Annotated in this window: 20 protein-coding genes; 1 reads left to right on the top strand and 19 read right to left on the bottom strand. The window is 48.4% G+C overall.

Annotation, left to right across the window (positions count from 1 at the left end):
- Nucleotides 1–43 precede the first annotated feature (43 nt).
- The 13 genes from ftsY to BpJC4_RS00260 all read right to left on the bottom strand — a co-directional run bounded on the left by ftsY (nt 44) and on the right by BpJC4_RS00260 (nt 15,232).
- Nucleotides 44–1,042 (bottom strand): signal recognition particle-docking protein FtsY, encoded by a 999-nt coding sequence (gene ftsY / locus BpJC4_RS00320; protein WP_151697392.1) that lies wholly within the window; start codon nt 1,040–1,042, stop codon nt 44–46.
- Between the two features lie 21 nt (nt 1,043–1,063).
- Nucleotides 1,064–4,633, bottom strand: coding sequence for a chromosome segregation protein SMC (gene smc / locus BpJC4_RS00315; protein ID WP_151697391.1), 3,570 nt, complete (start codon nt 4,631–4,633; stop codon nt 1,064–1,066).
- A 28-nt stretch (nt 4,634–4,661) separates the two neighbouring features.
- Complete coding sequence (gene rnc, locus BpJC4_RS00310; RefSeq protein ID WP_151679103.1) at nt 4,662–5,399, bottom strand: ribonuclease III; 738 nt, start codon at nt 5,397–5,399, stop codon at nt 4,662–4,664.
- Nucleotides 5,400–5,632: 233 nt separating this feature from the next.
- Nucleotides 5,633–5,866 (bottom strand): acyl carrier protein, encoded by a 234-nt coding sequence (gene acpP / locus BpJC4_RS00305; RefSeq protein ID WP_151679102.1) that lies wholly within the window; start codon nt 5,864–5,866, stop codon nt 5,633–5,635.
- 90 nt (nt 5,867–5,956) lie between these two features.
- Nucleotides 5,957–6,700, bottom strand: a complete 744-nt coding sequence (gene fabG, locus BpJC4_RS00300; RefSeq protein ID WP_151679101.1) for a 3-oxoacyl-[acyl-carrier-protein] reductase — start codon at nt 6,698–6,700, stop codon at nt 5,957–5,959.
- A gap of 26 nt (nt 6,701–6,726) precedes the next feature.
- Nucleotides 6,727–7,665 (bottom strand): ACP S-malonyltransferase, encoded by a 939-nt coding sequence (gene fabD, locus BpJC4_RS00295; RefSeq protein WP_151697390.1) that lies wholly within the window; start codon nt 7,663–7,665, stop codon nt 6,727–6,729.
- A gap of 19 nt (nt 7,666–7,684) precedes the next feature.
- Nucleotides 7,685–8,677: a phosphate acyltransferase PlsX gene (gene plsX, locus BpJC4_RS00290; RefSeq protein ID WP_151679236.1), complete on the bottom strand. Its 993-nt coding sequence runs from the start codon at nt 8,675–8,677 to the stop codon at nt 7,685–7,687.
- 63 nt (nt 8,678–8,740) lie between these two features.
- Complete coding sequence (gene fapR, locus BpJC4_RS00285) at nt 8,741–9,316, bottom strand: transcription factor FapR (protein WP_151697389.1); 576 nt, start codon at nt 9,314–9,316, stop codon at nt 8,741–8,743.
- 131 nt (nt 9,317–9,447) lie between these two features.
- Complete coding sequence (recG, locus tag BpJC4_RS00280; protein WP_151697428.1) at nt 9,448–11,496, bottom strand: ATP-dependent DNA helicase RecG; 2,049 nt, start codon at nt 11,494–11,496, stop codon at nt 9,448–9,450.
- Nucleotides 11,489–12,376: an L-serine ammonia-lyase, iron-sulfur-dependent, subunit alpha gene (sdaAA, locus tag BpJC4_RS00275; protein ID WP_151679098.1), complete on the bottom strand. Its 888-nt coding sequence runs from the start codon at nt 12,374–12,376 to the stop codon at nt 11,489–11,491. The genes recG and sdaAA overlap by 8 nt, the downstream gene beginning before the upstream one ends.
- Nucleotides 12,377–12,464: 88 nt before the next feature.
- Complete coding sequence (gene sdaAB, locus BpJC4_RS00270; RefSeq protein ID WP_151679097.1) at nt 12,465–13,127, bottom strand: L-serine ammonia-lyase, iron-sulfur-dependent subunit beta; 663 nt, start codon at nt 13,125–13,127, stop codon at nt 12,465–12,467.
- A gap of 46 nt (nt 13,128–13,173) precedes the next feature.
- Nucleotides 13,174–14,853 carry a DAK2 domain-containing protein gene (locus BpJC4_RS00265; RefSeq protein ID WP_151697388.1) on the bottom strand — a complete coding sequence of 560 codons (1,680 nt, stop codon included), beginning with the start codon at nt 14,851–14,853 and terminating at the stop codon, nt 13,174–13,176.
- Nucleotides 14,854–14,869: 16 nt separating this feature from the next.
- Nucleotides 14,870–15,232 (bottom strand): Asp23/Gls24 family envelope stress response protein, encoded by a 363-nt coding sequence (locus BpJC4_RS00260; RefSeq protein WP_151679095.1) that lies wholly within the window; start codon nt 15,230–15,232, stop codon nt 14,870–14,872.
- Between the two features lie 307 nt (nt 15,233–15,539).
- Between BpJC4_RS00260 and rpmB the strand changes: the two genes are divergently transcribed.
- Nucleotides 15,540–15,728 carry a 50S ribosomal protein L28 gene (gene rpmB / locus BpJC4_RS00255; protein ID WP_151679094.1) on the top strand — a complete coding sequence of 63 codons (189 nt, stop codon included), beginning with the start codon at nt 15,540–15,542 and terminating at the stop codon, nt 15,726–15,728.
- A gap of 97 nt (nt 15,729–15,825) precedes the next feature.
- On the opposite strand, the gene spoVM is transcribed toward rpmB, so the two are convergent.
- The 6 genes from spoVM to BpJC4_RS00225 form a co-directional block, all read right to left on the bottom strand.
- Nucleotides 15,826–15,906, bottom strand: coding sequence for a stage V sporulation protein SpoVM (gene spoVM / locus BpJC4_RS00250; protein WP_017551496.1), 81 nt, complete (start codon nt 15,904–15,906; stop codon nt 15,826–15,828).
- A 100-nt stretch (nt 15,907–16,006) separates the two neighbouring features.
- Complete coding sequence (locus BpJC4_RS00245; protein ID WP_151679093.1) at nt 16,007–16,663, bottom strand: thiamine diphosphokinase; 657 nt, start codon at nt 16,661–16,663, stop codon at nt 16,007–16,009.
- A 238-nt stretch (nt 16,664–16,901) separates the two neighbouring features.
- Nucleotides 16,902–17,552 carry a ribulose-phosphate 3-epimerase gene (gene rpe, locus BpJC4_RS00240; protein ID WP_151679092.1) on the bottom strand — a complete coding sequence of 217 codons (651 nt, stop codon included), beginning with the start codon at nt 17,550–17,552 and terminating at the stop codon, nt 16,902–16,904.
- A 2-nt stretch (nt 17,553–17,554) separates the two neighbouring features.
- Nucleotides 17,555–18,442: a ribosome small subunit-dependent GTPase A gene (gene rsgA / locus BpJC4_RS00235; protein WP_151679091.1), complete on the bottom strand. Its 888-nt coding sequence runs from the start codon at nt 18,440–18,442 to the stop codon at nt 17,555–17,557.
- Nucleotides 18,443–18,533: 91 nt separating this feature from the next.
- Nucleotides 18,534–20,636 (bottom strand): Stk1 family PASTA domain-containing Ser/Thr kinase, encoded by a 2,103-nt coding sequence (pknB, locus tag BpJC4_RS00230; RefSeq protein WP_151679090.1) that lies wholly within the window; start codon nt 20,634–20,636, stop codon nt 18,534–18,536.
- A complete protein-coding gene (locus tag BpJC4_RS00225; protein ID WP_151679089.1) occupies nt 20,636–21,388 on the bottom strand; it encodes a Stp1/IreP family PP2C-type Ser/Thr phosphatase in 753 nt (250 codons plus the stop codon). The genes pknB and BpJC4_RS00225 overlap by 1 nt, the downstream gene beginning before the upstream one ends.
- Nucleotides 21,389–21,441: the final 53 nt, after the last annotated feature.

Here is a 21,441-nt window from a genome sequence, read left to right as displayed (position 1 = left end):
GAATACAAAGGTTCCTGCTTTTTGTCAATGGAACGATTCGTTTTCAAGCTTCTTCCGCATGCTCCTGCTCGATCAACTCGGAAAACAGCCCATATACATATTTTTCGGCATCAAACGGCTGGAGGTCATCCATTTTCTCACCGAGCCCGACAAATTTTACAGGGATTTGGAGTTCGTTGCGGATCGCGAGCACAATCCCGCCTTTTGCCGTTCCGTCCAGTTTCGTCAGGACAATCCCTGTTACATCCGTCGCTTCTTTAAACGTCTTCGCCTGCACCATCGCGTTCTGCCCGGTTGTAGCATCCAAAACAAGCAGCACTTCATGCGGCGCGCCCGGAATTTCCCGCCCGATCACGCGTTTTACTTTTTCCAGTTCTTTCATTAAATTGACTTTGTTTTGCAGACGGCCGGCGGTATCGCACAGCAGAACATCCGCTTTCCGGGCTTTGGCTGCCTGGATGGCATCGTACATGACGGCGGCCGGGTCGGAACCTTCCGTATGCTTAATGACTTCAACGCCAACCCTGTCGCCCCACACTTCGAGCTGTTCGATCGCGCCGGCACGGAATGTATCGCCGGCAGCCATCATCACTTTTTTCCCTTGCTGTTTCAACATATAGGCAAGCTTGCCGATCGTTGTCGTTTTACCGACGCCGTTGACACCGACAAAAAGGATAACCGTGAGCGACCCTTCCTGGATATTGAGCCGGTTTGGAGATTTCTCGCCGGCGGTATAAATTTCCACAAGTTTTTCGGAAATAGCGGACTGGACTTCCGATGGTTCCTTAATGTTTTTCCTTTTGACTTCCATTTTCAATTCGTCAATCAACCCCATTACGGTTTGGAAGCCGACGTCCGCCTGGATTAAAATTTCTTCCAGTTCTTCAAAGAAGTCTTCGTCAATTTTCCGGTAGCGCGCCACAAGATTGTTCACTTTCACCGTAAAATTGTCTCGCGTTTTCGTTAATCCGCTTTTAAATTTATCTGTCACCGCATCTGTGGACTGGGTGAATTTTTCTTTTAGTTTTTTAAAAAAGCTCATTTGCACACTTCCTTATACATCTTAAGTTTGGCCGACAAGATCGGCCGATTCCTCGAGTTTTACCGAAACAAGTTTGGAAACGCCGGATTCCTGCATCGTGACGCCGTAAAGGACATCGGCTTCTTCCATCGTCCCTTTCCTGTGCGTAATCACGATAAACTGCGTTTCTTCGCTGAACTGTTTCAAATATTTGCTGAACCGGTATACATTCGCCTCATCCAGCGCCGCTTCCACTTCATCCAAAATACAGAACGGCACCGGGCGCACACGTAAAATCGCAAACAACAGGGCAATTGCGGTGAGCGCCCTTTCCCCGCCGGAAAGTAAACCGAGATTTTGCAGCTTCTTGCCAGGCGGTTGTGCAACAATTTCAACCCCTGTGTTCAGAAGGTCTTTCGGGTCTGTCAGCCTTAAGTCGGCCCGGCCGCCGCCGAAAAGTTCCCTGAATACCGGTTCAAATTCATTCCGGATCGCCTTGAACGTCTCATCAAAGCGCCGGATCATTTCACCGTCCATTTCAGTAATGACCTGGTCGAGCGTTTCTTTCGCTTCCAGCAGGTCGGTTTCCTGTTCTTTTAAAAACCGGTAGCGTTCCGAAATACGGTCGTATTCTTCAATAGCGCCGAGATTGACAGTACCGAGCTCATCAATCGCAAGCTTGATCAGTTTCACTTTTTTCCTCGCTTCTTCAAGCGGAACCGGAAGCGTATAAGCTTCTTTTGCCGCCTCAAAGGTGAGCGTATACTCTTCGCGGAGACGGCTGAGCCGGTTTTCCAGTTCAACGTCAAGCCGGTTTGCCCTTACTTCTTCGTCTTGGATCGCTTGCTGCAACCCTTTTTGCTGCCGTTTTAGTTCCTTTATGCCGAGTTCAAGGTCTTCGATTTCAGCCTGCAGCTGTACCCTTTCTTCCCTGCGTATGGAAATAAATTCAATTGTGTCGTTTTTATCGCGCGCTTTTTGTTCGGCAGCCTCAACCAGCTCGCTTTCCGACATATGGTGCCGGCTTTCTTCATCCGTCAGCAGGCGGTACTGTTCCTCATAACTTTCTTTGCGTGACCGCCACTCCCGGATACTTTCACCAAGACGCCCAAGTTCTTCGCGGTTCCGGTCCCATTGTTCCATTTTAACGGCAAGTGATGCTTTTAAATCGCTCAATTCAGCCTGGAGCTTCGATCTCGCTGTGGAATCATCATTTTTCTTCTCCGTCAGCGTTTCAATTTCCGACTCAAGTTTTTTGGCTTTTTCCCCGTTTTCGGCTAAAATCCCTTCCAGTTCGCGGATCCGGTTCCGTGCTGAACGATTCTGTTCTTCCGCTTCCGCTTTTTCCATATCATAGACGAGCAGATGCTCATTCATATTTTTTTCTTCGATTTCAAGCCTTTCGAGTTCCGATTTTGCCTGCTGCTCCCGGAGCCGGAGACTCTCCCCATTTTTTCTCGTTTCCTCAAGTTCCTGCGACATCCAGGCCGCTTCAGCTTTTATTCCTTTTACATCCGATTCCAGCTGCAGCGTTTTTGCTTCCATATCCGCCAATTTTTCTTTTAATGCTTCCAGTTCGCTTTTCCGGCCAAGGAGCGACGTGCCGTTCTGTTTCGATGCGCCGCCTGTCATTGAACCGCCCGGATTTACAATATCCCCGTCGAGCGTTACGATGCGGTAGCGGTAACCGAGCATCTTTGCAATTTGGTTTGCGCTTTTCAAGTCGCGGACAACGAGAACATTGCCGAGCAGGTTAGAAACAATCGTACGATAACGGCTTTCGGATTGGACAATATCCCCGGCAATACCGATATACGCTTCCTCGTTTTGGAGAGGGGCAAGCTGAGAAGCAGGAATTGTTTTCGGCTTCATAATATTGAGCGGCAAAAATGTCGCCCTTCCTGCATTGCGCTGTTTTAAAAACGCGATGGCGCGCCGGCCGTGATGTTCCGTCTCCACGACAATATGCTGCATCGAAGCGCCCAGAGCCGTTTCAATCGCTTTTTCGTATTGTGAAGGAACACGGATCAGTTCGGCCACGGCACCCTCAATACCATCCAGCTGTTTGCCGCGGGCTTTCAGGACTTCCCGTACGCCCTGGTAAAATCCGGTAAAATCCTCTTCCATTTCTTCCAGTGTTTCTTTTCGTGATTTTGCTTTTTGCAAATATTGGTATGCCTTATAAAGATTCGACTCCTGCTTTTGATAACGGTTGTTTAATATTTCAAGCTTCCGCTTTTTTTCCACGAATGCTGCGGCCGCTTCTTCCAACTCCTGCTGAATCTTTTCAAGCTGCTCTCCCGCCACTTTTTTCTTCTCTTGGATTTTTTCCCTCTCCTCCACGTATTTCCGGTTGTCGGCGTCAAGACGCTCGATGCGGTACCCGAATTGTTTCAGCTGTTGTTTCAAATAATTTTTTTCGTTTTTCGCACTTGCCTGCCCGTTCAACAGTTCAATGTAATCGCTTTTTAGCGACTCGATTTTTTCTTCCAGATTCGTGCTGAGCAGGGCAAGCTGCTCTTGTTTTTCCTTTACGCTGTTTCTTAATGAAGCAACGGCTTTTTCGTTCTCCCCGACTTCCCGCAGAAGCTTTTCCTTTTGTGCCGCCAAGGCTTCAAGCGTATTCGCGGATTCTTTTATATTTCTTTCAAGCTGCGCTTTGTTTTGGCCTGCGTTTTTTTTGCGCTCTTTTAAAACTTCTTTTTGCCCTTCCAGTTTTTCCAATTCTTCCGTCGTGGCCAGCAGCACATTTTGCAGCGCGCTGATCGATTCATCGAGCGCATCCAGCTGATTGCGTTTTTCTTCAAGATGCGCTTCCTGCTTCCGGATTTCGGAAGCAAGCCCGGCTTCCTTGTCCCGGTGTTCCGCAAGCTGCGTTTGGAGTAACTCCCATTTGCCATGCAAATCTTCTATTTCGTGCACCATCACGGCAATTTCATAGTTTTTTAACGCCTCTTTCTGTTCCAGGTAATCTTTTGCAATCGACGCCTGGATTTGGAGCGGTTCAATCTGGCTTTCGAGTTCATAAAGAATATCGCTGACACGGTTTAAGTTTTCCTGCGTTTCCGCAAGTTTCGTCTCAGCTTTTTTCTTGCGGGTCTTGTATTTTAAAACACCGGCAGCCTCCTCGAAAATCGTCCGGCGCTCCTCCGCTTTACTGTTCAGGATTTCTTCCACTTTCCCCTGGCTGATAATGGAAAACGCTTCTTTTCCAAGGCCCGAATCCATAAACAGCTCAATAATGTCTTTCAAACGGCATTGCTGTTTGTTGATGAAAAATTCGCTGTCACCGGAGCGGTAGACCCGCCGCGTCACGCTGACTTCCTGATAATCGATCGGAAGCGCATGATCCCCGTTATCAAGCGTCAGCGTCACTTCAGCAAAGTTCAACGGCTTTCTTGCGTCGCTGCCGGCAAAAATGACATCCTCCATTTTCCCGCCGCGCAAGTGTTTTGCCGATTGTTCGCCGAGTACCCAGCGGACCGCATCAATGACATTGCTTTTTCCGCTGCCGTTCGGCCCGACAACCGCTGTAACGCCCGGGACAAATTCGATCGATATCCGTTCTGCAAAAGATTTAAATCCAATCACATCCAGACGTTTAAGAAACAATCACTTCCCCCTCCATTCTTTCACTTCTTTACTGTTTTTCTTTTTTCCGCAAGTTGGATAAAGCCGTTTGCGCAGCGTGTTGCTCCGCCTCTTTTTTGGAACGTCCTTTTCCGGTGCCGAGCTCTTCGTCATTCAGCGACACGCGTGAGACAAATTCCTTGTCGTGCGCCGGGCCGCGTTCATCCAATATCGTGTATTCCAAAACGCCGGATGACGTTTTTTGAATATATTCCTGCAATTTGCTTTTGTAATCGGTCGTATGCGAAAACATGCCCTCCTCAATTTTTGGAAAAACAATTCTCTCAAGCAGTGAAACGACTGCCGCCAAGCCCTGGTCCAAAAATAATGCCCCGATAAACGCTTCAAACACATCAGCCAACAGTGCAGGGCGCGTCCTGCCGCCGGTCATTTCTTCTCCTTTTCCAAGAAAAATATACTCGCCGAAATGCAGTTCATTTGCAAAAATAACAAGTGAAGGCTCACAGACAACTGAAGCGCGCAATTTCGTCATTTCCCCTTCAGTCATCGATGGGAACCGTTTAAACAAATAGTGCGAAACGGTCAGTTCCAGCACGGCATCGCCCAAAAATTCGAGTCTTTCATTGTCGTTCTGCCGCTTTTCCGGATGTTCGTTAACATAAGAGGAATGCGTAAATGCCTGCTTTAAGAGTTCTGGATTTTTAAAACGGATATGGATGCTGTCCTGCAGCTTGCGGAAATGGTCAAGTGCAACATATTCATAGTCCGGTTTTGATTTTTTTGCCATGATTAAACCACCCGTATCTTTTTAGTTTCAGCTTAACTTAAGTGTATAGAAAAATGCCCGTGAACGCAAAGGCATTCTTGAAATCCGAACGGTCGTAAATGCGCAAAAAAGTTGCGTTTTTACGCATTTACCATCGCCAGGTTTCAGCCTGAATACTTTCAAAAATCAAAAAGAAGCATCCGGAATGAGAAAAATGCCCCGCCACCAAAGCGGGACATTTACCATCAAGACGCTTACTGCTGATTCTGTATGTAATTCACAGCGTCACCCACTGTTACAATTTTTTCAGCATCCTCGTCTGAAATTTCCATTCCAAATTCATCTTCGAGTTCCATCACCAATTCTACCACATCCAGTGAATCGGCGCCAAGATCTTCTTTGAATTTCGCATCAAGTGTAACTTTGGATTCTTCGACTCCAAGGCGGTCAACGATGATCTTCGTCACACGTTCTAATACGTCTGCCATACGGTTCACCTCCCCTCAAGGTATTATAGAGGATTTTCCATAAATAATAAAGTAAAACTTGAAAACAAGCCGTTCTGCTGCGGCACGCCGCTACATCACCATTCCACCGTCAACATGGATGGTCTGTCCCGTGATATAGCCGGACCAGTCGCTTGCCAAAAACAAGGCAATTTTAGCCACATCCTCCGGCCCGCCAAAACGGGAGAGAGGAATTTGGCTTAACATGCTTTCTTTGATGTCTTCATTGAGTTTATCCGTCATATCGGTTTGGATAAACCCCGGGGCAATCGCGTTTACGGTAATGCCACGGCTTGCCATTTCCCGCGCCGACGTTTTGGTAAGGCCGATCACCCCTGCCTTGGCGGCAACATAATTGGCCTGTCCAGGATTGCCGCTGATGCCAACAATGGAAGCGATGTTGATAATTTTTCCGTTCCGCTGTTTCATCATCGGACGCGCGGCCGCTTTTGTGCAAAGGAAAACGCCCTTCAAGTTCGTATTGATGACATCATCCCATTCAGATTCTTTCATCCGCATTAATAGATTATCGCGGGTAATGCCGGCGTTATTCACCAAAATATCAATTTTTCCGAACTTTTCAAGCACCTGCTTGAACATGCCCTGGACTTCCGCTTCGTTTGAAACATCTGCTTGAACGGCTAACGCTTCAACGCCGAACGAGCGGGCGGAAGCGGCAACTTCTTCAGCTTTTTCGGCGCTGCCGGCATAATTGATGACAACATGTGCGCCGTTTTCAGCAAACTCAAGCGCGATTTCGCGGCCGATTCCCCGCGATGCGCCGGTAATCAGCGCTACTCTGTCTTTTAACAGCATCGGGTTCCCTCCTATTATCTGATCCATTATTTTTGCAATGCATTGACAGCCGCTTCAAGGGACTCCATATCCTGAACAGCGAATGTTTTTACGTTGCGGTCAATTTTCCGAATTAAACCGGAAAGCACTTTTCCGGGGCCGACTTCAACAAACGTATCAACGCCGAGGCTGATCATTTTCACAACAGAATCTTCCCATAATACAGGGGAATACAGCTGTCGGATCAGCTTTACTTTAATGTCTTCCGCGTTTGTCTCCGGCTCGGCGTCGATATTCGCGATAACAGGAATTTTGGCATCCCGGATTGGGATATGATCCAACACCGCTTTGAATTTTTCCGCCGCCGGCTCCATCAGCTTCGAATGGAATGGCCCGCTCACCTGCAGCGGCAGCACCCGTTTGGCGCCTCTTTCTTTTGCAAGGGCGCCCGCCTTTTCAATGCCGGCCGCCGTCCCTGAGATCACGATCTGGCCGGGGCAGTTCAAATTGGCCAATTGGACCGTTTCGCCTTCCTTCGTGATTTCGTCCGCGGCTTCGGAAAGCGCGCCCCGGTCCATCCCGAGCACGGCCGCCATCGCACCGGCGCCGTTTGGAAACGCCTCATCCATATATTCGCCGCGTTTTCGCACCGCATAAACAGCATCTTCAAACGTTAAAGCTCCTGCTGCCACCAGTGCCGAATACTCGCCCAAGCTGTGCCCGGCCGTATAATCCGCTGTGATGCCGGCATCTTTTAACACCTGCAAAATCGCCGTGCTGACCGTCAAAAGCGCCGGCTGGGCATTTGCGGTGTGCGTCAGTTTTTCCTGCGGCCCGTTTTTGATGATATCCGTCAAAGCAAATCCGAGTTTTTCATCCGCTTTCTTAAACACTTCCGCCGCTTTTTCATTTGCATCGGCAACGGACTGCCCCATGCCGACAGTTTGGGAACCCTGCCCCGGAAAGACAAACGCAATTTTTCCCATCCTTTTTCCTCCATCATCCTTAGTTTATTTTAAGCGATTGGATCGCTGCTTTGATTTTGCCGGTAACGTCCGACTGCACCATTTCGCGCGCCTGCCGCACCGCATTGTAAATGGCATTGGCATTTGAAGAGCCATGCGCTTTAATGACCGGCGCATTCAGGCCCATTAACCCCGATCCGCCGTATTCGGAGTAGTCGAGCATATTTTTCAGGCCCGTTAATTCCGATTTGATCATGGCAGCGGCAATCTTCGTCTTTATATTGGATAAAAAGACTTTTTTGATCATAGAAAATAACGAACCGGCTGTTCCCTCAATCGTTTTCAGCACCATATTGCCGGTAAATCCGTCCGTAACGACGACATCAGCCGGCCGTTCCAACAGGTCGCGCGCCTCAACATTTCCGATAAAATTCAAGTCCGCATTTTTTAACAACTGGAACGTTTTTTTCGTTAATTCATTACCTTTCTTTTCTTCTGTGCCTATATTTAAGAGTCCGACACGCGGGCTTGCGATGCCCCTTACTTTTTCGGCATACAGCGAACCCATGATGGCAAACTGCAGCAAATGCTCCGGCTTAGCATCCGCGTTTGCACCGAGATCGAGCATAACGAAGCCTTTTCCGTCCATTGTCGGAAGCACCGGGGACAGCGCTGGCCTTTCAATGCCTTCGATCCGCCCGACGACAAAAAGCCCGGATGCCATTAAAGCGCCCGTATTCCCCGCTGAAATGCACGCATCCGCTTCACCGTCTTTCACGGCCTGGGCCATGCGGACCATCGAAGAATTTTTTTTGCGCCGGACTGACCGCACCGGTTCATCGGTTCCGGCGATCACTTCATCCGTATGGACAATGGTGATGCGCCCGGAGGCTTCCAAATACTCCCGAATTTTCGTTTCATTGCCATAGAGAATAAATTCAATATCCGGAAACGCTTTTGCCGCCCGGTTGATGCCAAGCACGATTTCTTTCGGGGCATAGTCCCCGCCCATTGCATCGATTGCTAATTTCATTCTGTTCAGCCCCGTTTCTAACCTGTTCACACTTTTCCGCCAAGAAGAGCGACATTTTCCATGTTATTCATCTTTTCCGGCATGATTTCGGTACATTTCAAATTCGCCCTTAAACACAAGATCATGCCCTACATAACTTTCAACAAGCACCGTAGTCCGGTCGATTTCTTTATTAACATTTACGACTTTTGCCTTGGCCACAACGCGGTCGCCTTCTTTTACGGACCGCAAAAACTGGATATTTGCTTTTGCCGTTAACGCAAGTTCTTCATCGATTACGGCAACGGCAAGCGAATTCGCCTGCGCAAACAAATGGTGGCCGCGGGCGATGGAATTGCGCTTAAAGACATGTTCTTTTTTAACATCAAAAATGGAGATGGCGCTTTTATCCAGTTCAATATCAATAATTTCCCCGATGACTTCGTCGATCGGCAGCGCTTTTACCTCATCCGAAAATCGCTTCTCGGCTACATTTTTTATTCTTTCCCGGAGTTCCGGAATCGAAAGCTCCATGCGGTCGAGGCGGATCGTCTGTACGCTGACATGGTATTTTTCCGCCAGCTCTTCATCCGTGATGAAAGGATTTTTCCGTATTGTTTCCTGCAAGCTTCTCTGCCGATCTTTTTTCTGCATTCTCATGAAAAGAAACACCATCCAAAACTTAGGACTTGGTACTAACAGTAGTATATAGAAAGAAAAAGAAGTTTGCAAGATTTGCCAACAGGCGGCTGTACCTCATCTTCCGCATTGCCGGCAAAAAACAAACTTCTTTAGTCGAGTTTTTCCCCTGCAAGCACCCCGGATTTTTCGAGTTGGCGGCGCAAATGCCGGTACTCGGCGGCCTTCCAGAATTCATCCGAATCAATCAGCTTTTGCGCATCTTGCCTGGCCGTTTCCAATGCGCGGAAATCATGGACCATATCGGCAACTTTAAATTCCGGAAGCCCGCTTTGCTTTTTCCCGAAAAAATCCCCCGGCCCGCGCAGTTCAAGGTCTTTTTCGCTCAAAACAAAACCGTTATTGGTTTCCGTCATGATTTTCATCCGCTCTTTGCCGATGTCGGTCTTCGGATCGGCAAGCAAAATGCAGTACGATTGCGCGTCCCCCCTGCCGACCCGGCCGCGCAGTTGGTGGAGCTGGGCAAGGCCGAATCGTTCGGCATCGTATATTACCATTATCGTTGCATTCGGGACATTGACCCCGACTTCAACTACGGTCGTCGAAACAAGAATCTGGATTTCGTTGCGGCTGAACGCTTTCATGACCGCTTCCTTTTCTTCGCCCGGGAGCCGGCCGTGCATCAGCCCCGCTTTATACCTGCCGCCGAAATAAGCATTTAAAACCGTATAAGCATCAATGGCGTTTTGTACATCAAGCTTGTCCGATTCCTCAATGAGCGGGCAAATGACGTACGCCTGCCTGCCCTTCCGGAGTTCTTTTTCAACAAAACCGAGCACCCTTTCCAGCATGTTATGTTTGACCCAGTACGTCTCAATTTTTTTCCTTCCCGCCGGCATTTCATCAATGATGGAAACATCCATTTCACCGAACACTGTAATGGCGAGCGTCCGCGGAATCGGGGTGGCCGTCATAAATAAAACATCGGGGTCAACCCCTTTTTCACGGAGGACCCTTCTCTGCTCCACGCCGAAGCGGTGCTGCTCGTCCGTGATCACAAGGCCGAGGCGGCGGAATTCAACATCTTCCCGGATTAATGCATGGGTTCCAATCAAAATATCAATTTCGCCGTTTCCGAGCTGTTCCAAAAGCTCTTTCCTCCGTCTTCCTTTTACCGAACTCGTCAGCAGGGATACATGAACGCCGTGCGGTTCGAGCAGTTGATACAGCGATTCTGCATGCTGTTCCGCAAGTATTTCGGTCGGGACCATCAGCGCCCCCTGGAAGCCTGCCGTCACCGCCGCATAAAGCGCGATCGCCGCCACAACCGTTTTTCCGGATCCGACATCACCCTGCAAAAGCCGGTTCATACGGTACGGAGATTTCATATCAGCGCAAATTTCATTGACAACCCGCTTTTGCGCGTCCGTCAGCCGGAAAGGAAGAGAGTCGATGAAATTCCTTAATTTCTGAAGGTCATAGTGGACCGCCTGCCCGCGCGAATGCTCGCGCTCAAATTTCCGCAAAGCCTGCATTTTCAGCTGGAAAGCCAAAAATTCTTCATATACTATTGTTCTTCTCGCCATCTTTACTTCCCGTTCCGAAGAAGGGAAATGCATGGCGTACATCGCCCGGCGTTTCGGAAGCAATTTATATTTTGCAAGCATGGCTTCCGGCAGGGCGTCTTCAATCGCATTGCCGAACGCCGTGAAAGCGGATTTGATATATTTCCGCAAATTTTTCACAGTGATTTTTCCTTTAACGGAGTAAACAGGTTCAAAACCGGAAGAACGCTCCGCCGGGCCCGCTTTCAAACTTTGCGCGGTGATCATCTGCCGGTGTATGTCCCATTTTCCGGTAACGGTTATTTCATCATGAATTTGGATTTTCTTTTTCAAAAAAGGCTGGTTAAAACATACAACAGTGATTAAAAAGTCCCCGACAAGCACTTTCATCGACAGCCGCGAACGCTTCCTAGAGTAAAAGATAAGAGAAGGTTCGCTGTGAACCCTCCCTTCCACCGTCACCCTTTCGTCATGCCGTACTTCCTGCAAATCTTTCAGCCTGTAATCTTCATACCGGAATGGAAAATATCCGAGCAGATCACCGACTGTATAAATCCCCATCTGCCCGAGGACGTTTTCCGTTTCTTCCCCAATGCCTTTTAATACGGATACCGGCTGGTTCAGCGGGCTATTCATGCACATCAAGCGGCATGCCGAATATTTTTGCTTCCAATTTCCTTGCTGTCGGCGTGTCCGCCAATCCCCCTTGGGCCGTTTCCTTCAGCGCAGCCGGCATCCTTTGCCCGACACGGTACATCGCATCAATCACTTCATCGCACGGAATCCTGCTTTTAATCCCCGCAAGCGCCATATCAGCCGCGACCATTGCATTGGCCGCACCCATCGCATTTCGTTTGACGCAAGGGACTTCTACAAGGCCGGCAACAGGATCGCAAACGAGGCCTAGCATATTTTTCAAGGTAATGGCCATCGCATGCGCGCTTTGCTCCGGTGTTCCGCCTGCCATTTCGACGATCGCTGCGGCAGCCATGCCGGCAGCCGAACCGACTTCAGCCTGGCATCCGCCGGCTGCGCCAGAAATAAACGCGTTATTGGCAACAACGAAACCGAATGCCCCTGCTGTGAACAAAAAACGCACCATCTGCTCACGCGTCGGATTCAGTTTGTTTTTTACCGCAAACAATGTTCCCGGGACAACACCGGCGGAACCGGCAGTCGGCGTTGCACAGATCAAACCCATGGCCCCATTGACTTCATTGGTAGCGACCGCTTTGCTCACCGCATCTAAAATCGTTTCGCCCGATAAAAAATTTCCTTTCTCAATATATTTTTGCAGGAGAACGGCATCTCCGCCGGTAAGCCCCGAATAGGAGCGGACGCCGGCAATGCCTTTATCCACCGCTTTTTCCATAACGGCCAGATTTTCCTCCATTTTTTTCATAATCTCTTCCCGGGATCTGCCGGTCACTTCTATTTCCTGTTCGATCATGATCTCCGAGATTTTTTTGTTCTGCTGTTCGGCTAATGCCACCAACTCAGCAACGTTCCGAAACATATTTTTCCTCCTTACAAACCGAAAGAAAGCGATACCATCGCCCTACACCGACCCAGTCAGGCAAAAGGCACCGCCAAAATTCCAATCCTTAATCTACAACTCTCGCAACTTGCGAGATATTCGGCAAACGCTGGATTTCTTCCACGATGGCATCATCCAGATTCTGGTCGACTTCGATCGTCATCAGCGCCATTTTTCCTGCTTCTTTGCGCGACACTTCCATATGGCCGATATTGATCTTGTGTTTCGATAAAATATTGGACACTGCCGCAATTGCACCATAGCGGTCCTGATGCACGACGAGAATCGCCGGGTGATGCCCGGACAAGCGCAGCTCAAATCCGTTTAATTCAATAATTTCGATTTTCCCTCCTCCGATCGAAATGCCGACAAGCTCCAAATCGCCGGAGTCGTCACCAATTTCAATTTTAACCGTATTCGGATGGTCGGGGACCGCTTTTTCCTCGAAAAATTGCACCGCAAGCCCAAGCTGCTTTGCAAATTCAAGCGAGGATTTGATCCGCTCGTCATATGTGTCAAAATCAAGCAGCCCCCCGACAACCGCCACATCCGTCCCGTGCCCTTTATAAGTGCTCGCAAACGAACCGTAAAAATGGATGTTGGCCCATTTCGGCTGCCGCCCGAATAAACTCCTTGCCACCCTGCCGACGCGGGCGGCGCCGGCTGTATGCGAACTTGACGGCCCGATCATCACCGGGCCGATAATATCAAAAACGCTTTTATACTTCACCTTACCACACACCTAAACCTTCTTATGCAGCGCGGAGTTTTTTTCTCTACTCCACTGCAAAAATAAAAGAATATAACGGCTGCCTGCCATCATGGACTTCAATTTCCACATCCGGATAGCGGCTTTCAATATATGAAACGAGCTCATCCACCTGGGAGGAGGCGACATCCTTGCCGTAAATGACCGTCACAATCTCATCCTCTTCACCAATCATTTGCCCTAGCAGCTGCTTGGAAGCCTCCAGCAATGCCGGACTTGTTTTGACGATTTTGCCTTCAAAAATACCCATATAATCGTCTTTTTTTATGGAGATCCCGTCAATATTCGTATCCCTGACAGCATACGTCACCTGCCCGGATTTTACGCGCCCGAGCGCTTCTTCCATTGCTTGCATATTTTTCTCAAGCGGCTGCGAAGGATTGAACGCCAAAAGCGCCGCCATTCCCTGAGGCACCGTTTTGGAAGGGACGACCACCACTTTCGCTTCCGCCAATTCGGCAGCCTGTTCACTTGCCATTACGACGTTTTTGTTATTCGGAAGGATGATGATTTGTTCTGCATTTGCCTCTTCAATCGCCTTTAAAATATCTTCCGTGCTCGGGTTCATCGTCTGTCCGCCTTCAATGACGACATCCGCGCCGATACTTTTAAACATTTCGGCAATCCCGTCCCCCATTGCTACGGTAATGACCCCGTATGCCTGCTTTTCTTTTTTCACTTCTTTTTTCCCGCTGACGAGCGTATGCTGGGTTTCTCCGACAATCGCGCTGTGCTGTTCGCGCATATTGTCCACTTTCAACTTAATTAAACTGCCGTACTGCTGGCCATAATTCAGGACATCACCTGGGCGTTCAGTATGGACATGGACTTTGACGATATCGTCATCGGAAATGACAAGCAGCGAATCCCCCAAATGGCTTAAATCCTGCCGGAACCGGTCCTCGGAAAAAGCTTTACTTGCCGGTATAGAGCGGTCCAGCCTTACCATAATTTCCGTACAATACCCGTATTTGATATCTTCCGTATTCATAAAATCCTGCACATGTTTATGGTGTTCGGCGCTCACAAGCTCGTCCATTGACGGGATGGCAGACGGTGTATCCGGCAACTCTTCCCCTTTCAATTCGGCAAGAAACCCTTCATAAATAAAAACAAGCCCCTGACCGCCGCTGTCGACGACGCCGACTTCTTTTAAGACCGGTAGCATTTCCGGCGTCCGGCTCAACGTCTTCTTCGCTTCATCTAGGATTTCCTCCATCACGGCGGCGATATCTTTTTCCGTTTTGGCTACTTGCACGCCTTTTTTTGCTGCTTCTCTTGCAACGGTCAATATCGTCCCTTCGACCGGCTTCATAATCGCTTTAAAAGCGCTCTTGATTCCGGCCTGAAAAGCTTCCGCGAACTCTATGGCCGAAATGCTCGCTTTTGCTTCAATCGATTTGGAAAATCCGCGGAAAAGCTGTGAAAGGATCACGCCGGAATTGCCCCTTGCCCCCATCAGGAGCCCCTTCGCAAAAGCCGCGGAAAGGGCACCGATATGCTCCTGGACATTTTTTTGCACTTCCTTTGCGCCGGAAGTCATAGTTAAGTTCATGTTTGTTCCCGTATCACCGTCTGGAACGGGAAAAACATTCAGGGCATCAACCGTTTTCGCGTTTGCCGCCAGGTGGTTCGCCCCTTGTATAATCATTTCTGCAAATCGTTTTCCATCCAATGATGTAACCACAAAAATTTCCTCCTCGTTACGGGTTCGTCACGCGGACACCCTGAACGTATATGTTGATGGCGTCAACCGATAAGCCGACCATTTTATTGAGCGTATATTTAACTTTTTGCTGGACATTGTGAGCGATCTCGGAAATTTTTGTCCCGTAGCTCACAATGATGTACATATCAATTTCTACTCTTTCATTCTGTTGACGCACAATAACGCCCCTCGAGAAGTTTTCTTTGCGCAGGATTTCAGTGATACCGTCTTTGATCTGGTTTTTCGAAGCCATCCCGACGATACCGAAACAGTCGATGGCAGCACCTCCCGCAATCGTTGCAACCACTTCATTCGATATATCAATTTGACCGTAACGCGTATTCATTTCAATCGGCATATAACGCTCCCCCTTACTGCAATGTGCCAAACTGGATTTGGCTGCTACCGCCATTGTACTATAAGATAGAAAACATGGAAAGCCGGAGTTGAATAAGCAAAAACCGGCCCGTATTGTTATAGTTTACCACAAAACAGGGCGGCATGCAGAAATGCGCGCCGCCTGTTTTACGGAACCGGCTGGGGAACAGTTCTTGCATTGTGATGTTCAATATGATAAATTATTATAGTAATTTTATGTGGAAAAATGAAGTAATGAAAGCATAAATATGTTCTATTTCTGCTTCGTAACAGGAGGAGGGAATAAAATGCCGAAAAAATGTGTGGTTACCGGCCGTAAAACCGTTTCGGGCAATAAACGTTCTCACGCGATGAACGCAAATAAACGCACTTGGAAAGCAAACCTGCAAAAAGTGCGCATCATGGTTAACGGTAAACCAAAACGCGTTTGGGTTTCTGCCCGCGCATTGAAATCCGGAAAAGTGGAACGTGTATAATTTTCCAATCCAGATAAGAAACCGGCCGGGCCGGTTTCTTTTTTTCGAAGGGCAAAACCCCACAAAAAAAATCGGCGGATCCGCCGATTTTTTATGATTACCCTTTTTTAAAAGTCCCCAGCATTGCTCTGACAATCCCGCCTAAAAATTTTGGCAGTTTGATTGTATAAAATTTCATATGTGTCCCTCCCCTATACAATAACAATCCGGTCTCCCGCATATTATATTCATGTGTATGCGATAAGTATACAGCTCTGTTCGTTCATGATAAAGAATGGTTAATCATGGCTTCTTACCATCATTAATATGCCGCTAGAAAAAGAAAAAGTACCAAAATCCCGGATAAGTTCATTGCTGACGCAGAGCGTTGTCCCTCTTTCCACACGGCAGTTTAGCAGCGGATATTTAAATCCGCTCAATGTTAAATTTTCTACCGTTTCCGTAATCGGCAGAAAAGAAACATACGGGAAGGACTCCATTTTTTCGATTGTATAGGAGCCGGGTTTCAGCATGGTAATTTCGTTCTTTCGGTCGATGATTTCAATTTTTCCTTTAAATTGAAGGCATTTTTCATGCGCCAATAGCAGTATATTGGTAAAAGCATGGTCGGCCCGCCCGCCGGTTGCCCCGAAAATGCGGATTGTCTCCGGTTCCTGGCTTATGGCCCACATGAGTGCCAGTTCCATATCGGTTTCATCTTTTTCCGGCTGGGACTTCCGGATATTCTCAAGCCGGCTTCTAATCATCATCCATTCTGCTTCACTAACGGAATCAAAATCACCAAAGGCAATCCGGGGTATAATGCCTTGCTCCAACAAATGGAATACACCCCTGTCAACGCCGGCCCATACGGCTTCTTTATCGTTTGCATACTCGCCGAGGTCCGGAACATTTTCCACCGGTCCGCCTGCCAAGATATAAATTTTCTTTTCCATAGCTGCTTCCCCTTTTGTAAATAAAAGGGGCAGTCCCAAAATAAACTGGGCAAAAGGGGTGCCCGTTTTAAATGATCGTGAAATTTGCTTCTTTTTCTCACGCGTCGCGAGCCTTCCCGCCCGTACCTCAGCACGAGGGGCCTCGCTTGGCTCGCATTTCCCGCAGGAGTCTCAGAAATTAACGATCACGAATTTTCCCGGTTTTTAAAGGCTTTTGGGACAGCCCCATTTCTTTTTCTTACTGCCCAAATTTTAAAGCTTGGATGGCTTTTTTGCGGCTTTTGCTTTTGTACACGTTGGAGCCCGCTACAAGCACCGTTGCACCGGCATGTTTACATTTTTTGGCCGTTTCCGGATTAATGCCGCCGTCAACTTCGATTTCAAGCTTCAACCCCTGCTCTTCTGCAAGGCTGCGTACTTGCGCGATTTTGGGCACCACCGATTCGATAAACGCCTGGCCACCAAAGCCCGGATTCACTGTCATGAGCAGGACAAGATCGACATCCTGCAAAATGGGGGCAATCCATTCCACCGGCGTAGCTGGATTGATCACGACGCCCGGCTTTACCCCTAGGGACCGGATATGTTGGATCGTGCGGTGAAGATGCCTGCAGGCTTCCGCATGCACAGAAATATAATCCGCTCCTGCTTTGGCAAAAGCTTCTAAATATTGGTCGGGATTTTCAATCATCAAATGGACATCGAGCGGAAGTTTCGTGACCGGACGGACCGCTTCGACTACGAGCGGGCCCATCGTAATGTTCGGGACGAAATGTCCGTCCATCACATCAATATGGATCCAGTCCGCCCCGCCGGTTTCCACATCTTTTATTTCCTCCCCCAATTTTGCAAAATTTGCAGATAAAATAGATGGCGCGATTTTCACCATGGTCAATACCTCGGCTTTCTGTTTTTAATTTCCTGAAGAAATTGGATGTAATGGTTATACCGGAAAGATGCAATTTCGTTTTGGCCTAAAGCCGCTTTGACCGCGCAATTCGGTTCGTTTTCATGCAAGCAACCACGGAATTTGCATGTGCCGGATTTTTCGCTGATTTCCGGAAAGCAACCTCCCAAATCCGGAGCTTCCAAATCATTGAAATCAAGCGAACTGAACCCGGGCGTATCCGCCACAAGGCCGCCTGCAACCGGCAGCAATTCGACATGGCGGGTTGTATGCCTTCCCCTGCCGAGATGCGTTGAAATTTGGCTCGTTTTTAAGTTCAGGTTTGGATCGAGCCGGTTGAGGATGGAAGTTTTTCCAACCCCCGATTGGCCGCACACCACTGAAATTTTTCCGTGCAGTTCAGCTGCCAGTTCATCGATGCCTGTTTGTTCTTTAGATGAAGATAAAACGACCGGATAGCCGATATTCCGGTAGACTTCAAGCTTCGACGACAGCTCCCCTTCTTCATTTGGTTTAAGCAAATCGTATTTTGTAATCAAAATGACGGGCTGGACAAGGCTCGCTTCAACGGAAACCAAAAAGCGGTCCAACAGCAGTGTATGAAAATCCGGCTCTTTTGCGGAAAAAACCAAAATGGCTTGATCGACATTGGCAATCGGCGGACGGACCAGCTCATTTTTCCTTTCACGGATTTGCAAAATATACCCTTCGCGACCGTTTTCTTTTTTATATTCCACATCATCCCCGACAAGCGGAGTGATTTTGTTTTTTCTAAAAACGCCCCTGCCCCTGCATTGGTATATTTCTCCGTCTTCACGGTCCTCTACATAGTAAAATCCGCTTAAAGCCTTTAAGATTTTTCCTTCCGGCATACATCCACTTCCTTATTGTAAAATCGTATCATTCCGCCGCCTGCACTGGAGCCGGCGGAACTAGAGAAATCCCCCATATACAGGTACCGTATTATTTCGGGTAAGGAACCGTTTCTTCGGTGATGACGGTGCCGTTCCTTACAATTTTGTATGTGGCTTCTTTCCCGTATTCAATCGTGAATTCCAACTGTTTTTTGACCGTTTTTGTGATCTCGAAAGTTTCCGCCGGTTCCGACATCGTGTGGTTCATATCTTCAATGTAAATTTGAACTTCCTGCTTCGTTTTTTCCTGGTCGGCTGTTGTTGAATTTGTTGTGCCTGTTGTAGTATTGTCCGTTGCATCCCCTGTATGACCGTCTGGCTGGCTGCCCTGACCCGAAGTTGTACCGCCGCTGTTATAGCTGCCCCCATCTGTCTTTTCGCTTGAACTGTTGTACGGCTCATAAGGAATGGTGACTTCTTTTGTAACGGTTTTCGGCGGAAGTTCTTTCGGGCCTTTGCTGAATGTGACTTTAATGGTTGCGCCCTTTTCAAGTTCGGTTCCGGCTGCCGGTGACTGCGAGATGACATGGTTTTTTTTGACCGTATCCGAATATTCTTTTCCTAAAATTTCAATTGAAAAACCGGATTCCTTTTCATACTGGTCGAGCTGTGATTTTGAAAGACCGGTTAAGTCCTGCACGGTTACGGTTTCCGGGCCTTTGCTCACTGTAAATGTAATGATCGTATCTTCGGGAACAATTTTTTTATCCGGCGCCGGGTCCTGTGAGAGAATGGTTCCGGCTATACTGTCATCATACACTTCTTCTTTTTTGATGTCTTTAAAATGCTCCCCGCTTAACAACTTGACAACGTCATTGAACTGCCTGCCTGTATAATCGGAAAGTGAAAACTTCTCTTTACCGGCGCTGATATAAAGCGATACTTCCGAGCCTTCTTTTATTTTTTCCCCCGCACCGGGATCGGTTTTGATGATCTGCCCTTTTGGTACTGTTTCGCTTGTCTCCTTGAGTTTTTCCCCGATTTTCAAACCGTGCTCAGCAAGCACTGCAGCCGCCGCATCGGCACTTTTCCCTGCCACATCCGGCACGCTGACGGTTTTCGGTCCTAAAAACGACGGCAGAAACAAAGCTGCCAGCCCCGCTAACACGAGAAAAAAGAAAAGGATCCCTAAAACAACCGGCCATTTTCTCCGTTTCTTTTCCTTCCTGTCCCGCTTGCTTTCCTTTTTTTCCTCCTCATTTTCGTCAGCAGGGTTTACGACGATCGTTTCGTCATTGAGGCCGGGCCCCGCAGCCGTTTCGGAAAAGACCGGCATGATTTTCGTCTGCTCATCGTCATCCGGAATTTCAAATTTCGGTTCATCCAGCCTTTCCGGATTGAGCGCCGTCCGGATATCCTCCCCCATCTCATCAGCACTGTTGTACCGGTAAAACGGGTCTTTGGCGGTTGCCTTTAAAACAATATTTTCAACGCTCTGGGGAATGTCCGGATTCCATCGTTTCGGGGACGGCGTTTCACTCTGCAAATGCTTTAAAGCAATCGAAACCGCGGACTCCCCTGAAAACGGCAGCCTACCCGTCAATAGTTCGAACATGACAATGCCGAGCGCGTATATATCCGATTTATAAGTGGCCATGCCGCCCCGCGCCTGCTCCGGAGAGAGGTAATGGACCGAACCGAGCACCGCATTCGTCTGGGTGATCGAAGTTGCCGACAATGCCATGGCAATGCCGAAATCTGTAATTTTGACGACCCCGTCATGGCTGATTAAAATGTTTTGCGGCTTAATATCGCGGTGGATGATATGGTTCTGGTGGGCGTGCGAGATCGCCGCTGTCAGCTGTCCCATGATATCCAGCGTTTTTTCAACGGAAACCGGCCCGTTTTGCTGTATGTATTGTTTTAACGTCATGCCATCCACATTTTCCATGACGATATAATTTAAATCGTCCTCTTCGCCGATGTCATAGATGCTAACAATATTCGGATGCACAAGGCTCGTCGCCGACTGGGCTTCCCTGTGGAAACGCTGGATAAACTCGGGTTCATTTGCACAATCTAGACGCAGCACTTTTACGGCAACATCACGGTCCAAAATCATATCGCGGGCCAAATAGACGTTTGCCATTCCGCCGCCGCCGATCAGACTTTTTACTTTATAGCGGCCGCTGATCCGTCTTCCGATTAACATTAACCGCACCCGCCTTCATTCCTGCCAAACGCCATGAGGGCAATGGTGATATTATCTTCCCCGCCGTTTTCATTGGCGGCATTCACCAGCATTTCCGCTTTCCGTTCGAGCGGCAGGTCTTTCTCCAGCACTTCTTTCATCACTTCCGTCGGCACTTTATTCGACAGCCCGTCAGAACAAAGCAGCAGGTAATCATTTTCCTCAAAAACAATCGTTTTTAAGTCGGGGGAGATGGCGGCTTCCGTTCCGAGCGCCTTCAGAATCACATTTTTATGGGGATGGTTCTCGGCATCTTCTTTGGAAATTTGACCGGTTTTCACCAGTTCATTCACCAATGAATGGTCTTCCGTCAGCTGCTGGAAGCCATTTTCATTGAAAATATAGCCGCGGCTGTCGCCAATATTGGCAATCGAGATAAAACGGTTGGTGCAGACGGCCGCAACCAATGTCGTGCCCATCCCTTCACATTCCGGGTGATTTGCGGCATGTTCAAACAGACGGGTGTTCACATCCCGAATTGTTTCGGAAAGCCACGCCTCAGCAGTTTCCGCATCCGCAATCGGCCCGATTTTTTCAAATTCCTCTTTGAAATACTGCACTGCCATTCCGCTTGCGATATCACCCGCGCGGTGGCCGCCCATCCCGTCCGCAACGACGGCAAGACGATCCCCTTCGGCATTTTTAAAAATTCCCCCACTGTCTTCGTTATGCTGCCTTACTCTGCCTTTATCCGTTTTATAGACAGATTCCATTGTACCCCCACCTTTATAGTGATTGAAGTGTTTATGATCAGGCAAATATCAAT

Source organism: Weizmannia acidilactici (assembly GCF_008974185.1).
In the GTDB taxonomy this organism is placed as follows: Bacteria; Bacillota; Bacilli; order Bacillales; family Bacillaceae_C; genus Weizmannia; species Weizmannia acidilactici.
Note: the sequence above shows the minus strand (reverse complement) of the source record. Positions and strands in the feature narration are given on the sequence as shown.